Annotated in this window: 13 protein-coding genes and 1 tRNA gene; 9 read left to right on the top strand and 5 right to left on the bottom strand. The window is 65.1% G+C overall.

Going from position 1 to position 14,091, the window contains the following annotated elements:
* Together dnaG and GJ693_RS08510 are read right to left on the bottom strand one after the other, a co-directional pair.
* A partial coding sequence (dnaG, locus tag GJ693_RS08505) for a DNA primase (protein ID WP_156255882.1) occupies positions 1 to 1,035 on the bottom strand: 1,035 nt, incomplete at its 3' end.
* Positions 1,032 to 1,484, bottom strand: a complete 453-nt coding sequence (locus GJ693_RS08510; RefSeq protein WP_156255883.1) for a GatB/YqeY domain-containing protein — start codon at positions 1,482 to 1,484, stop codon at positions 1,032 to 1,034. The genes dnaG and GJ693_RS08510, both read right to left, overlap by 4 nt.
* A 140-nt stretch (positions 1,485 to 1,624) precedes the next feature.
* On the opposite strand from GJ693_RS08510, the gene carA reads away from it, so the two are divergent.
* The 5 genes from carA to GJ693_RS08535 all read left to right on the top strand — a co-directional run bounded on the left by carA (position 1,625) and on the right by GJ693_RS08535 (position 7,884).
* A complete protein-coding gene (gene carA / locus GJ693_RS08515) occupies positions 1,625 to 2,788 on the top strand; it encodes a glutamine-hydrolyzing carbamoyl-phosphate synthase small subunit (protein WP_156255884.1) in 1,164 nt (387 codons plus the stop codon).
* A complete protein-coding gene (locus tag GJ693_RS08520; RefSeq protein ID WP_156255885.1) occupies positions 2,785 to 3,426 on the top strand; it encodes a hypothetical protein in 642 nt (213 codons plus the stop codon). Before carA ends, GJ693_RS08520 begins: the two co-directional genes overlap by 4 nt.
* Positions 3,426 to 6,668 (top strand): carbamoyl-phosphate synthase large subunit, encoded by a 3,243-nt coding sequence (gene carB, locus GJ693_RS08525; RefSeq protein ID WP_156255886.1) that lies wholly within the window; start codon positions 3,426 to 3,428, stop codon positions 6,666 to 6,668. Before GJ693_RS08520 ends, carB begins: the two co-directional genes overlap by 1 nt.
* 108 nt (positions 6,669 to 6,776) lie before the next feature.
* Positions 6,777 to 7,256, top strand: a complete 480-nt coding sequence (greA, locus tag GJ693_RS08530; RefSeq protein ID WP_156255887.1) for a transcription elongation factor GreA — start codon at positions 6,777 to 6,779, stop codon at positions 7,254 to 7,256.
* Positions 7,243 to 7,884, top strand: coding sequence for a rhomboid family intramembrane serine protease (locus tag GJ693_RS08535; RefSeq protein WP_156255888.1), 642 nt, complete (start codon positions 7,243 to 7,245; stop codon positions 7,882 to 7,884). Before greA ends, GJ693_RS08535 begins: the two co-directional genes overlap by 14 nt.
* On the opposite strand, the gene GJ693_RS08540 is transcribed toward GJ693_RS08535, so the two are convergent.
* The gene (locus GJ693_RS08540; RefSeq protein ID WP_408014554.1) at positions 7,881 to 8,360 is read right to left on the bottom strand and encodes an Lrp/AsnC family transcriptional regulator; all 480 of its coding nucleotides are present in this window, start codon (positions 8,358 to 8,360) and stop codon (positions 7,881 to 7,883) included. The genes GJ693_RS08535 and GJ693_RS08540 overlap by 4 nt on opposite strands.
* A gap of 193 nt (positions 8,361 to 8,553) precedes the next feature.
* Here GJ693_RS08540 and trxB point away from each other — a divergent pair, with 193 nt between their 5' ends.
* From trxB to GJ693_RS08560, 4 genes are all read left to right on the top strand, one after another.
* Positions 8,554 to 9,486, top strand: coding sequence for a thioredoxin-disulfide reductase (trxB, locus tag GJ693_RS08545; RefSeq protein WP_156255890.1), 933 nt, complete (start codon positions 8,554 to 8,556; stop codon positions 9,484 to 9,486).
* Positions 9,487 to 9,504: 18 nt separating this feature from the next.
* Positions 9,505 to 10,416, top strand: coding sequence for a LysR family transcriptional regulator (locus GJ693_RS08550; protein WP_156255891.1), 912 nt, complete (start codon positions 9,505 to 9,507; stop codon positions 10,414 to 10,416).
* Between the two features lie 431 nt (positions 10,417 to 10,847).
* Positions 10,848 to 10,920 (top strand) — tRNA-Ile (locus GJ693_RS08555).
* Positions 10,921 to 11,070: 150 nt separating this feature from the next.
* Complete coding sequence (locus GJ693_RS08560; protein WP_197042063.1) at positions 11,071 to 12,009, top strand: lysylphosphatidylglycerol synthase domain-containing protein; 939 nt, start codon at positions 11,071 to 11,073, stop codon at positions 12,007 to 12,009.
* Here the strand turns inward: GJ693_RS08560 and GJ693_RS08565 are convergent.
* Together GJ693_RS08565 and GJ693_RS08570 are read right to left on the bottom strand one after the other, a co-directional pair.
* A complete protein-coding gene (locus GJ693_RS08565) occupies positions 11,945 to 12,613 on the bottom strand; it encodes an MOSC domain-containing protein (protein WP_197042064.1) in 669 nt (222 codons plus the stop codon). The genes GJ693_RS08560 and GJ693_RS08565 overlap by 65 nt on opposite strands.
* A gap of 189 nt (positions 12,614 to 12,802) precedes the next feature.
* Positions 12,803 to 14,091, bottom strand: a 1,289-nt coding sequence (locus GJ693_RS08570) for an OFA family MFS transporter (protein ID WP_156255894.1), incomplete at its 5' end; no start/stop codon positions are given.

Genomic DNA, 14,091 nt, shown 5'->3' on the forward strand with positions numbered 1-14,091 from the left:
GCGGCACAGATCGTCCGGGTCCTGGCCCGGCGGCAGGGTGGCGATGCTGAGCGACTTGCCGGGCTTGAGCAGCGGCAGCGCCCGCATGGCAGCGCGGGTGGCGGCGCGCTGGCCGGCGGCGTCGCCATCGAAGCAAAGCACCGGCACGTCGACCAACCGCCAGGCCAGCAGCAGCTGGGTTTCGGTCATCGCGGTGCCCAGCGGCGCAACGGCTTCGATGATCCCGGCCTGGGCCAAGCCAATCACGTCCATATAGCCTTCAACGACGATCAGCCGGTTCGCCTTGCGCGCGGCGGGTCCGGCCTGATCGAGATTGTAGAGCAGCCGGCCCTTGTCAAAGAGCGGGCCATCGGCACTGTTCAGATATTTGGGCTGCACATCGCCCAGCGCGCGGCCGCCGAAGCCGACGACGCGCCCGCGCGCATCGCGGATCGGGAACATCAGCCGGCCGCGGAAGCGGTCATAGGTCTCGTCGCTGTCTGTCTTGCCGATCAGGCCGGCCTCCAGCAGCTTGTCGGCGGTGGCGTCCTTCAGATGGCCACGCAGGGCGGTGCGCGAGTCGGGGGAATAGCCCAGCGCAAAGGCCTTCACCGTCGCCGGCCGCACGCCGCGCCGTTCCAGATAGGCACGCGCGCCAGCGCCGCCATCGCCGGCAAGCTGCGCCTGGAACCAGGCCGCGGCGCGACTGGTGAGTTCGGCCAGGCTGTCCGCCACCTCGGCCCTGGCGCGGGCCTCGGGGGTGGGGGCGGGGACCTCCAACCCGGCCTCGGCTGCCAGTTGCTTCACCGCTTCCATGAACGGCAGGCCCATGTTGTCGGTCATGAAGCGGATCACGTCGCCGTGCGCACCGCAGCCGAAACAGTGATAAAAGCCCTTCTCGTCGTTCACATAGAAGCTGGGCGTCTTCTCGTTGTGGAAGGGGCAGCAGCCCTTCATCTCCCGCCCCGCCCGCGTCAGCTTCACGCGCCGGCCGATCACGCCCGAAACCGGAACGCGGGCGCGCAGTTCGTCGAGGAAGGCAGGAGAAAGGCTCAACCCAGCGCGGCCTTCACCAGCCCGCTGGCCTTGCTCATGTCCAGCTTGCCGGCAAAACGCTCCTTCACCGCCGCCATCACCCGGCCCATGTCCTTCACGCTGGTGGCGCCGATTTCGGCCACCACCGCCTTGATGGCGGCCAGCGCCTCGGCCTCGTCCATCTGCTTGGGCAGGAAGCCTTCGATCACTGCCAGTTCGGCGCGTTCGGCGTCGGCCAGCTCGGCGCGGCCGCCCTTCACATACATCTCGATCGATTCGCGGCGCTGCTTGGCCATCTTCATCAGCACATCGGCCACCAGCACATCGTCATCGGCCGGCGCGGTACCGGTGCGCAGTTCGATATCCTTGTTTTTCAGCGCCGCCGAAATCAGCCGCAGCGCCCCCAGCCGGGCGGTGTAGCGGGCCTTCATGGCGTCGGTGGTGGCGGCTTTGATGGCGTCGCGCAGCATGGCAGTCTCCGGTGTTTCAAATTGCGGATTGATCTTTATCCCCCGATAGCGTCTTGGACCCGCAAAGAACAGATTGACGAGCAGCGCTGCGGCCCCTATCCGCCCGGCCGTTTGCCCGCCTGACAAAAGGAATCACCCCCATGGCCGTCGCCAAAGCGCCCGTCCAACCCAAAGGCGCAACTGGCGTTCTGGTGCTGGCTGATGGCAGCGTGATCTGGGGTCATGGCTTTGGTGCCGAAGGCGTGGCGGTGGGCGAGGTGTGCTTCAACACCGCGATGACCGGTTACCAGGAAGTGATGAGCGACCCCAGCTATGCCGGGCAGATCATCACCTTCACATTTCCCCACATCGGCAATGTCGGCGCCAACAACGAGGATATCGAATCCGCCAACCCGCACGCGCTGGGCTGTGTGGTGAGGGAACCCGTCACCGCCGCCGCCAATTTCCGCGCCCAGCGCCGTTTTGATGACTGGATGAAGGCCTGGGGCCGTATCGGCGTTTCGGGCGTCGACACCCGCGCGCTGACCAAGCGCATCCGTGAAGGCGGCGCACCCAACGGCGTCATCGCCCACAACAAGGCCGGCCAGTTCGACATCAAGACGCTGCTCAGCCAGGCGCGCGGCTGGCCGGGGCTGGAGGGGATGGACCTCGCCAGCGTGATCAGCGCCACCCAGAATTACAGCTGGGATGACGGCCTGTGGACGCTGCAGGGCGGCTATGCGGTGCACAGCGGCAACCCCGATGGCCCGCATGTGGTGGCCATTGATTATGGCATGAAGCGCAACATTCTGCGCAATCTGGTCGCTGCCGGTGCGCGGGTGACGGTGGTGCCGGCGACCGCGACATTCGACGAGATCATGGCGCTGAAGCCGGCGGGGATCTTCCTGTCCAACGGCCCTGGCGATCCCGCCGCCACTGGCGTGCACGCGGTGCCGACCATCCAGAAGATGCTGAATGCCGGCCTGCCGCTGTTCGGCATCTGCCTGGGCCACCAGCTGCTTGGTTTGGCTGTGGGTGCCAAGACATTGAAGATGACGCAGGGCCACCGCGGCGCCAACCATCCGGTGAAGCGGCTCTCTGATGGCCGGGTCGAGATCACCTCGATGAACCACGGCTTTGCCGTCGATACCGATACCCTGCCGGCGACGGCGCGGCCCACCCACATCTCGCTGTTCGACGGCACGCTGGCCGGCCTTGAGCTGACCGACCGCCCGGCATTCAGCGTGCAATATCACCCCGAAGCCAGCCCCGGCCCACAGGACAGCCAATATCTGTTCGAGAAGTTTGTTGGGGGACTGAAGTGAACGAGGGTGATATCGCCCAAGCTGTTTTGGCTTATTTGGTCCATCTTGATGATGGCGCACCAGAGTATCATTCATTGACGACCATTTATGAGAAAATCTTCAGTGATAAGGAGAACTTGTTTTGGAGTGAAGATGATCTAAACGTCATTGACACTAAGGAAGAAATTCGTGTGGTATTAGATCAGATGGTTCTCGATGGCTTGCTTGATGGAAATATGGGCGAGCGCGATTATGAAACGTCGTACAAATTGACTGATCAAGGGATTTACGAGGGTGCAGGGTTTGGTGCCCTTATCACGAAATATACTGAAGACGCTCCATTAGAGCAGAACGAAGAATCTGTTCCTCTCATTGAGTTCGATAGCGTCGATTGGACAGGGTTGGCCACGAGAATAACCGAGGATCAATTCCTCGAAATATGTGACAAAACCAAAGCACTTCGTGTTGCAATCGTCCAATCTGATGTGGATTATCGTACTCAACAGAATGCTCTTGGTCGCGTGAAAGCCATAGAAGAATTGCTGCAGACACCTGATTGTCCCTGGCGAATCGTCGTTGAGCTACTCAGCAATCCTGCGTTTTCCTCATTTATGTCTGCGCTCAGTATCATGCAATTCATATTGGGACTTGCCAAGTAATGCCCAAACGCACCGACATCCAGTCCATCCTCATCATTGGCGCCGGACCGATCATCATCGGCCAGGCCTGCGAGTTCGATTATTCGGGCACGCAGGCGGTGAAGGCGCTGAAGGTGGAGGGCTATCGCATCATCCTGGTCAATTCCAACCCGGCCACCATTATGACCGATCCGGAGCTGGCGGATGCGACCTATGTGGAACCGATCACGCCCGAGATCGTTGCGCGCATCATCGAGAAGGAGCGGCCGGACGCCGTGCTGCCCACCATGGGCGGGCAGACGGCGCTCAACACCGCGCTGGCGCTGGCCAAGGATGGCACGCTGGACAAATATGGCGTGCAGTTGATCGGTGCCGATGCCGAAGCCATCGACAAGGCCGAAGACCGGCTGAAGTTCCGTGACGCGATGGATAAGATCGGGCTGGAATCCCCGCGCAGCCGCATCGCCCACAGCGTCGAGGAGGCGCTCGCGGCGCTGGAGCATGTCGGCCTGCCCTCGATCATCCGCCCCAGCTTCACCATGGGCGGCACTGGCGGCGGCATCGCCTATAACCGGGAAGAGTTCATCCGCATTGTCACCGGCGGCCTCGATGCCAGCCCGACCACCGAAGTGCTGGTGGAGGAAAGCGTGCTGGGCTGGAAGGAGTATGAGATGGAAGTTGTCCGCGACAAGGCGGACAATGCCATCATCATCTGCTCGATCGAGAATATCGATCCGATGGGCGTCCACACCGGGGACAGCATCACCATCGCCCCGGCGCTGACGCTGACCGACAAGGAATATCAGATCATGCGCAACGCCAGCATCGCGGTGCTGCGCGAGATCGGGGTGGAAACCGGCGGTTCCAACGTGCAGTTCGCGGTCAATCCCAAGGATGGCCGCCTGGTCGTCATCGAGATGAACCCGCGTGTCAGCCGTTCGTCGGCGCTGGCGTCGAAGGCCACCGGCTTCCCGATTGCCAAAGTCGCCGCCTTGCTGGCGGTCGGCTACACGCTCGATGAAATCATGAACGACATCACCGGCGCCACCCCGGCGTCGTTCGAGCCGACCATCGACTATATCGTCACCAAGATCCCGCGCTTTGCCTTCGAAAAGTTCAAGGGCTCGGAACCGTTGCTCGGCACCGCCATGAAATCGGTGGGCGAAGTGATGGCCATCGGCCGCAACTGGCAGGAAAGCGTGCAGAAGGCGCTGCGCGGCCTGGAAACCGGGCTGACTGGCTTTGACGAGGTGGAAACGCTGCAGGGCGCCACCATCGAGGAGATCGAGGCGGCGCTGAGCCGCCCGACGCCCGATCGCCTGCTGGTCGCCGCCGATGCGCTGCGCGCCGGCATGAGCGTGGAGCGCATCCACCAGATCGCCAAGTTCGAACCCTGGTTCCTGCGCCAGATGCAGGAACTGATGGAAATGGAAGCCGCCGTGAAGGCCAATGGCCTGCCCACCGATGCGGCCGGCTTCCGCCGCCTGAAGTCTGTCGGCTTTTCCGATGCACGGCTGGCGAAGCTGGCCGACACGACCGAGGCCGAGGTCTCCCGTGTCCGCCGGGGGCTGAACGTGCGCCCCGTTTTCAAGCGCATCGACACCTGCGCGGGCGAGTTCGCCGCCAAGACGCCCTATATGTATTCGAGCTATGAAGCGCCGAGCTTTGGTGAGCCCGATTGCGAGAGCAAGCCAACCAGCGCCCGCAAGATCGTCATCCTGGGCGGCGGGCCCAACCGCATCGGCCAGGGCATCGAGTTCGACTATTGCTGCTGCCACGCCTGCTTCGCGCTGGATGACGCCGGCTATGAGACCATCATGGTCAACTGCAACCCGGAAACCGTCTCGACCGACTATGACACGTCGGATCGGCTCTATTTCGAGCCGTTGACCGCCGAGGACGTGCTGGAAATCCTCAACACCGAAATGCAGAACGGCGAACTGGTCGGCGTGATCGTGCAGCTGGGTGGGCAGACGCCGCTCAAGCTGGCGCAGGCGCTGCAGGATGCCGGCATCCCGATCCTGGGCACCAGCCCGGACTCGATCGACCTCGCCGAAGATCGTGAGCGCTTTGCCGCGCTGATCACCGAACTTGGCCTTAAGCAGCCGGAAAACGGCATCGCCCGTTCAGCCGAGGAGGCCGTGCGTGTGGCCGAGACCATCGGCTACCCGGTGCTGATGCGCCCGTCCTACGTGCTGGGCGGCCGCGCCATGGAGATCGTCGACACGCTGGCGCAGCTGGAAACCTATATCCGCGAAGCCGTGGTCGTCTCCGGTTCGTCGCCGGTGCTGATCGACCGTTATCTGCGCGACGCCATCGAGGTGGACGTTGACGCGGTGGCCGATGGCGACACCGTGCACGTCGCCGGCGTGCTGCAGCACATCGAAGAGGCCGGCGTGCACTCGGGGGACAGCGCCTGCTCGCTGCCGCCCTACAGCCTGCGCGCGGACATCATTGCCGAGATCGAGCGCCAGACCGCCGTGCTGGCCCGCGCCCTGAAGGTGAAGGGCCTGATGAACGTGCAGTTCGCGGTCAAGGATGGCGACGTCTATCTGATCGAGGTCAACCCGCGCGCCAGCCGCACCGTGCCGTTCACCGCCAAGGCGACCGGCATCCCGGTGGCCAAGATCGCGGCGCGGGTGATGGCCGGCGAGAAGCTGGCCAGCTTTGATCTCAGCCCGCGCAATGTCGGCAATCATATCGCCGTGAAAGAGGCCGTGTTCCCGTTCGCGCGCTTCCCCGGAGTCGATCCGGTGCTCGGCCCCGAAATGAAGTCCACCGGCGAAGTGATGGGCATCGATGCCGATTTCGCCACCGCCTTTGCCAAGAGCCAGCTCGCCGCCTTCACCACCCTGCCGCAATCGGGCCGGGTGTTCATCAGCGTGAAGGACAGCGACAAGCCGCAGATCATCGAGGCCGCGCGCGACCTGGTTTCGCTGGGCTTCGAACTGGTCGCCACGTCGGGCACGGAACGCGCCCTGAAGGCGGCAGGCATCCCGGTGACGGCGGTCAACAAGGTCGCCGAAGGCCGGCCGCACATCGTTGACCGCATCAAGGATGGTGAGATCGCCTTGATCTTCAACACCACCGAAGGGCTGCAATCGCTGAAGGACAGCCAGTCGATCCGCGCCTCGGCGCTCTATGGCCGCGTGCCCTATTACACCACGGCGCCGGCCAGCCGGGCGGCGGTGGCGGCGATTGCTGCAATGCGGCGACACCGGCTTGAAGTTCGGCCACTTCAATCCTATCATCATCAGTCCTGATTGGCGGCAACAGCCGTCCTTGGCCCCTGGTGGCACTGAACGGCCCGCAATCCGTTCAGTGCATCAGGGGCAAATCTTTGGAACGACCTGCAGGATAGTTGAACGACCATGGCGACAATGGAAAAGGTGCCGATGCTGCCGACAGGGCATGAAGCCCTGCTGGTGCAATTGCGCAACCTGAAGGAAGTGGAACGGCCGGCGGTGGTGGAAGCCATCGAGGAAGCGCGCGCACATGGCGACCTGTCGGAAAATGCCGAGTATCACGCCGCCAAGGAACGCCAGGGCCAGATCGAAGCCCAGGTGATCGAGCTGGAAGACATGCTGGCCCGCGCCATCGTGATCGATCCTAAGACGCTTTCGGGCGACAAGGCGGTGTTTGGCGCCACGGTTCACCTGCTTGATGAAGACGACAAGCCGGTCACCTATCAAATCGTCGGCCAGCACGAAGCCGACGTGAAGGGCGGGCGTATCAGCTTCTCTTCGCCGCTGGGCAAGGCGCTGATCGGCCGCCGCGTCGGCGACGAGGTCGAAGTCCACACCCCATCGGGTGACAAATATTACCAGATCGACCGCGTTGAGTTCATCTGAATCCCAGACGATTGATCCTGCCGAGAGCCACCCGGCCACGGTGACCCGTGTGCTGGTGGCGATCAACGCCATCATCGCCATCCTGATGGGCTTTGCCAGCAGCGGCGCCCGTGATGCGCTGCTGTTCTGGGGCGGGTTGGTGCCGGCGCGGCTCACCCTGGCAGTGGAAGGCCAGGTGCCACTGCTCGGCGCGGTGTCCACGCTGGTCGGCCACATGTTCCTGCACGGCGGCGCGCTGCACCTGCTGATGAACATGGTGATGCTGCTCGCCATCGGCCGCATCCTCGAACCGACGCTCGGCAGCCGGCGTTTTCTGGCGCTCTATTTCATTTCGGGCCTGGCCGGTGGCTTCGCCGAATGGGCCTGGTCGCCGCTGAGCACCGTGCCCGCCGTTGGCGCGTCGGGCGCCATCTCCGGCCTGGTGGCGGCGCAGGCCATGTTGTTCGGCCGCAGCGAAAAAAGCCCGCTGGTCCAGGCGCTGGGGCTGGGGACAGCCTGGGTGGTGTTGCAGGTCCTGGCCGGCGCCGCACTGGCCGGGCCGGGCATGCGGATCGCCTTCATGGCTCATATCGGCGGCTTCATCGCCGGCCTGGCGCTGGCGCTGCCGTTGGGACGCAGGCTGCGTTAGTCGACCGGCACGCCCGGCCGTGACAGCGCGGTGCGGATGACGAAGCTGGTCTTGACGCTCTCGACGTTCGGCGCCGGCGTCAGCTCGCTGGTCAGGAACTTCTGGAATTCCTGCAGATCATGGGCGACGACCTTCAGGATGAAATCGATCTCGCCGTTGAGCATATGGCATTCGCGCACCTGGGGCAGGGTGGCGCAATGCTCCTCGAAGGCGCGCAGGTCGGCTTCGGCCTGGCTCTTCAGGCTGACCATGGCAAAGACCGTGATGCCATAGCCCAACGCGACGGAATCCAGATCGGCGTGATAGCCCTTGATCACGCCATTTTCCTCAAGCGCGCGCACGCGGCGCAGGCAGGGCGGGGCGGTGAGGCCGGCGCGGGTGGCGAGATCGACGTTGGTGATGCGGCCCTCGGCCTGCAGATGGCGCAGGATCACGCGATCGATATCGTCGATCGGCAGCCGCGAACGATGGACCAATGTGAAACTCCCCATCCCAAATCCCGCATTCTTGATAACATTGTTTCAATGTCGCGCAAGATGCAGATTGGCGCAGGGCCAGTTCCAGCAAGGCTTGCCACTTTGCAGCACACGGGCTGGAAATGGCCGTAAATTCCCTTAAGTCAGGCCGCACACATCGCCGGGCAATCCGGCGCGCAGGAGATTCGCCTTCATGTCTCGTCACGCCAAGGTCTTGATCATCGGCTCCGGCCCGGCCGGCTATACCGCCGCCGTCTATGCCGCGCGCGCCATGCTTGATCCGGTGCTGATCCAGGGCCTGCAGCCTGGTGGCCAGCTCACCATCACCACCGAAGTGGAAAACTGGCCGGGCGAAACCATGGTGATGGGCCCCGACCTGATGGTGAAGATGGAGGCCCAGGCCCGCCATGTCGGCACCGGGATCATCACAGATATCGTCACCAAGGTTGATCTTTCGCGTCGGCCGTTCGTGCTGGAAACCGACAGCGGCCAGGGCTGGGCGGCGGACACGCTGGTGATTGCCACCGGTGCCCAGGCGCGCTGGCTCGGCCTGCCCAGCGAGACGAAGTTCCGCGGCTTTGGCGTGTCGGCCTGCGCCACCTGCGATGGCTTCTTCTTCCGCGGCAAGGAGGTCGTCGTGGTCGGTGGCGGCAACACCGCGGTGGAGGAGGCGATGTTCCTCACCAAATTTGCCAGCCGTGTGCACCTGGTCCACCGTCGCGGCGAGCTGCGGGCCGACAAGACCAACCAGGCCCGGCTGGAGAGCAATCCCAAGGTGGTGATGCACTGGCACAGCGAAGTGGCCGAAGTGCATGGCACTGACATGCCGTTGAAGGTGGAAGGCCTGACCCTGCGCGACACGCGCAATGGCAGCTTGCGCCACCTGCCGGCCGACGGCCTGTTCATCGCCATCGGCCATGTGCCGGCCACCGAATTGTTCACCGGCCAGCTCACCATGGACGAGGAAGGCTACATCATCACCGCGCCCGACAGCACGGCCACCAGCGTGCCCGGTGTGTTCGCGGCCGGCGACGTGAAGGACAAGCTCTATCGCCAGGCCGTCACCGCGGCCGGCATGGGCTGCATGGCGGCGCTGGAAGCGGAGCGTTTCCTGGCGCACGGATAAGGACGGGGGAGGGGGCGCATGCAACCGGGCATCAATCTTGACTGGGAAAAGCTGCGCCTGTTCGACGCCGTGGCCGAAGCCGGCAGCTTCACCGAGGCCGCGCGCCGCCTGCACATGAGCCAGCCCGCCCTGTCGCGCCAGATCGCGGCGCTGGAAGAGAGCCTGGGCGCCAAGTTGTTCCACCGCCACGCCCGTGGCCTGGCCATGACGCACGAAGGCGAGCAGCTGCGCAGCGCCACCGCCGACATGCACGAGCGCATCGACAAGGCCGCGCAGGCCATCGACGCCAGCCGTGACCGGCCCACCGGCGCCATCCGGCTGACCACCACCGTCTCGTTCGGATCGACCTGGCTGGCGCGGCAGCTGGGCGAGTTCCTTGATCTTTATCCCGATATCAGCGTCCACCTGATGCTCACCGATGCCGATCTCGATCTCGCCAAGCGCGAGGCCGACGTGGCGATCCGCTTTCACCGCCCGTTCCAGAGCGAGCTGATGCAGCGGCCGCTGGCCGGCATCCGTCATCACCTCGTCGCCAGCCCCGACTATCTTGCCCGCCACGGCGAGCCCAGGAGCATCGCCGATCTCGATCAGCACCGGCTGATTGCCTATGGCGATGCCGCGCCGGAGTTTCTGAAGGGCATCAACTGGATCCTTGAGCTCGGCCACGAAGGCCATCCGCGCGCCGCGGCACTGACCATCAACAACAGCCATGGCGTATTGCAGGCGGTGGAATCGGGGGCAGGGATCGCCGCATTGCCGTCCTATCTGATCCGCTTTTCCGGCAAGGTGCAGGTGGTGCTGCCGCAGGTGGAAGGCCCGGTGTTCCGCACCTTCTTCACCTATCCGGCCGAGCTGCGGCGCAGCTTGCGCATCGCTGCGCTGCGGGATTTCCTGGTCGAACGCATGACCGGAGCCGCTTTGGACATGTGAGGCAGGCGGTCGCAGGCATGGCCGCGCACCTGGCATCTTGCAGCGATAACAAGGCATTGACTGGAATCACTCCTCGTAAGCCATGCACTGAACGCATGGCTGCAACACGATATTGTGCAGTGCAAAAAGCCGGAGCGAATCCGTAGATAGTCCCTGTCGCCGCGATAGCGGCAACGCCGGGCCTGCTGCTCCTCCCCCCCCGCAGCCCGCCCGGCTTGATCGGCCCGCGCTTCCTCCCCCCCGAAGCGGCCGATCAGCCCGGATGCGCCACTCCTCCCCTCCCGGCGCGAGTATCCGGGCAAAGATTGAAGGGCCGGATGCCTCCCCCGCATCCGGCCCTTTTTTCCTGTCTGCGCCCCTGCGCCACCTTGCCAGCGCCGCCCGGCCTTCCCAACTGCATCTGCATCGGCTAACCGCTGTGGGCCCGGTTCGGGCCTGTAGCTCAATGGTCAGAGCAGGCCGCTCATAACGGCTTGGTTGGGGGTTCGAGTCCCTCCGGGCCTACCGGCAGTTTGGCCGGGCTTACCGGTGGTATCAAGGAAGCGGCGTCTGGACGTGTCGGTACAGCAAGCGGAATCAGGCCCGGCCCCGGCTGCGGATCAGCGTCCCCGCGCCAATTGGAAAAGCTGGGTCGGCGCCGGGCTCGGCCTCGTTGTGCTGGCACTGGCGGCCTGGGGCCTGAAGAAGATCTCCGGCCAGGTGACGATGGCCGACGTGATGGCCGAAATCCACGCCACGCCCACCCATCTGATTGCCTTTGCCGGCGTTTCCACCTTCCTCTCCTATGTCGTGCTGGTCGGCTACGACTGGTTCGCCACACGGCACCTGGGCTATCACATCGGCTGGCCCACGCTGGCTGCGGCCAGCTTCTCCAGCTTCACCATGAGCCACACGCTGGGCATCACAATCCTCACCGGCGGCACCGTGCGCTATCGCATCTACACCCGTGCCGGGGTGAAGCCGGCCGATATCGCCATGATCATCCTGCTCTGCGGCTGGACCTTCTGGCTGGGCATCATCTTCGTGGCCGGCGTTGGCCTGGTGGTCTCGCCCACGCTGGCCGAACCCATCCGGCAATGGGCGCCGCCGCAACTCGAAGAGTTTACCGGCGTGCTGCTGCTGGCCGGTGTCGTCGCCTACACGCTGCTGGCGGCAAGCTGGCGGCGCGAGTTCAAGCTTTTCCGCTATCGCTTCACCATTCCCGACGGCAAACAGACGCTGCAGCAGATCGCCATCGGGACCATCGATCTCGCCTTCGCCGGCGGCGCGCTCTACCTGCTGCTGCTGCCGGTCGCCGGCGTCCCTGATCTCCTCACCTTCCTGGTCATCTATGCCGTGGCCATGGTCACTGGCGCGCTGGCCCATGCGCCGGGCGGGCTGGGGGTGTTCGAACTGGTCATCGTCGGCCTGATGCCGGAGGCGGACAAGGCCGGCGTGCTGGCCGCCGTCGCGCTGTTCCGGCTGCTCTACACGTTCATTCCGTTCGTGCTGGGTGCCATGGTCATCGCCGTGATGGAAGCCCGCGCGCTCAAGGCAGCGCGCGCTGCTGGTCTGCCAGACGCTTCGCCAGTTTCGCCCGCCAATACGCACTGAGGCCGGGCAGGGCGATCAGCTCGACCAGTTCCTCATGGCGTCCCGCCTTGCCGGCCGCGATCGGCGAGAAGCGGGCGATCGGCCAGTCTGGGTTGGGCCGCTCGATCACGTCATGGCCGTCACCGGGCGCAATCGTGCCGCCGTCCAGCACCCGCAGATACCAGCCGCAGCGGCCCGAACGCGTCATCGCCTTGACGACGCGGGCGGTGCCCAGCGCCGCGGCAAAGGTGGAGCAGGGCTCGCGAATCTGGGCGATCTGCAGCGTGGCAGTCCCGCAGCGGATGACGTCACCCAGGCACAGGCTGGCCTCGTCGAGCCCGTCCACCACCAGATTCTCGCCCATGGCGCCGGGTTCAAAGCGGTCGGCAATCGCGGGAAATTCGGCGCGCCAGCCGGCATAGCCGGACAACGGATAGGCATAGACTGCCTTTTCCGGCCCGCCGTGCACCCGGGTGTTGCCGACCTGGTCACCGTCCAGCCCCAATTCGTGCACCACGACCGGGCCGCTGACCGGCTGGCGGCGATAGGCGGAGAGCCTGTTGTGGCCCGGCAACACCTGTGGCCGGCCAATGCGCAGCTGCGTGATTATGCCACTTGCGATCATGGCCATTTCCCATGACACTCGAGTTCTTGTTCAACAAGCTGAAAGGAGGTGATCCAGTGTCTCATTGCTTCATCATTGGCGCGAAGGCGCTGGTGGCCACGGTCGAGGTCGTGGTTCGCTGATACACCAGACACCGCCCTTCGCGGACGGATGACAATGTGGGGGCCGTCGGGAAACCGGCGGCCCTTTTCATTGGGCCAGCAGCACCGCAGCCTTTTGCACGGTGAACCAGGCGCCCCATGCCAGCGGGATCAGCACGGCGCCCCAGGCACCGAGGCGCAGGCTCCAGGCCGCAGGCGCTGCGGTGCCAGAGACAGCGGTGAGCGCGGGCGGCGGGCCATCATCCTCAACCCACAGATCGGCGCGCACCGGCCGCACCAGCAATGCCGCCACCAGACCCAGCGCCAGCAGGCCGGCCAGCATCAGGAAGATCGGGCCATAGACGGCCTCTCGCGGCACCCCTTCGGCCAGCCGGGCATCGCGAACATAGGCGACCAGCAGCGGCCCCAGCACGCCCGCGGTGCTCCAGGCGGTGAGCAACCGGCCGTGGATGGCACCAACCTGTTTGGTGCCGAACAGATCGGCGAGCCAGGCCGGCACCGCCGCAAAGCCGCCGCCATACATGGACGCGACCAGCGCGAAGATGGCGACAAACAGCGGCAAGCCGGGCGCCGTGGGCAGCGCCAGGCCATAGCAGGCCGCGCCCAGCGCCAGGATGGCGGCATACATGGCCTTGCGCCCGATCCGGTCTGACAGGCTGGCCCAGACGAAGCGCCCGGCGATGTTGAACAGGCTGATCAGGCCAACGAAGCCGGCACCGGCGGCAGCCGCGGCGGCCTTTTGCGCCTCGGTGAAATCAGAGAATCGCGCCGTCTCGCCAAACAGGCCGCCGCCAAAGATTTCCTGCACCATGGGGGAAGCGAGGCCGATGATGCCGATGCTGGCCGACACGTTCAACAGCAGCACGCACCAGACCAGCGCGAACTGCGGCGTACGCCAGGCGCGGCTGAGCGGCACATATTGGCCGCCGGCAATCACTTCGGCCTTGGTCGGCGGCGTCCAGCCCGGTGCCGGCAGGCGGAAGCCGAGCGCGCCGGCGGTCATGAACAGCCCATAGACGCTGGCCAGCACCAGCATCGCCTGCCACACGCCAACCTCGCGGGGTCCGGCAAAGGCCGCCATCAACCGGTCCGCCGCCGGACTGCCGACCATGGCACCGCCGCCAAAGCCCATGATCGCCATGCCGGTGGCCAGCCCGCGCCGATCCGGGAACCATTTGATCAGGGTGGAAACCGGTGTGATATAGCCGATGCCGAGCCCGATGCCGCCCAGCACGCCGGCGCCCAGCCACAGCAGCCACAGCATGTGGAGAGCGACGCCGAACGCGCCGACAGCGATGCCGCCGCACCAGCAGGCCGCCGCCACCAACCCGGCCCGGCGCGGCCCGACCCGCTCCACCCAGCCGCCCCAGGTGGCGG

The organism is Sandarakinorhabdus oryzae, assembly GCF_009733735.1.
GTDB classification, from domain to species: Bacteria; Pseudomonadota; Alphaproteobacteria; order Sphingomonadales; family Sphingomonadaceae; genus Sandarakinorhabdus; species Sandarakinorhabdus oryzae.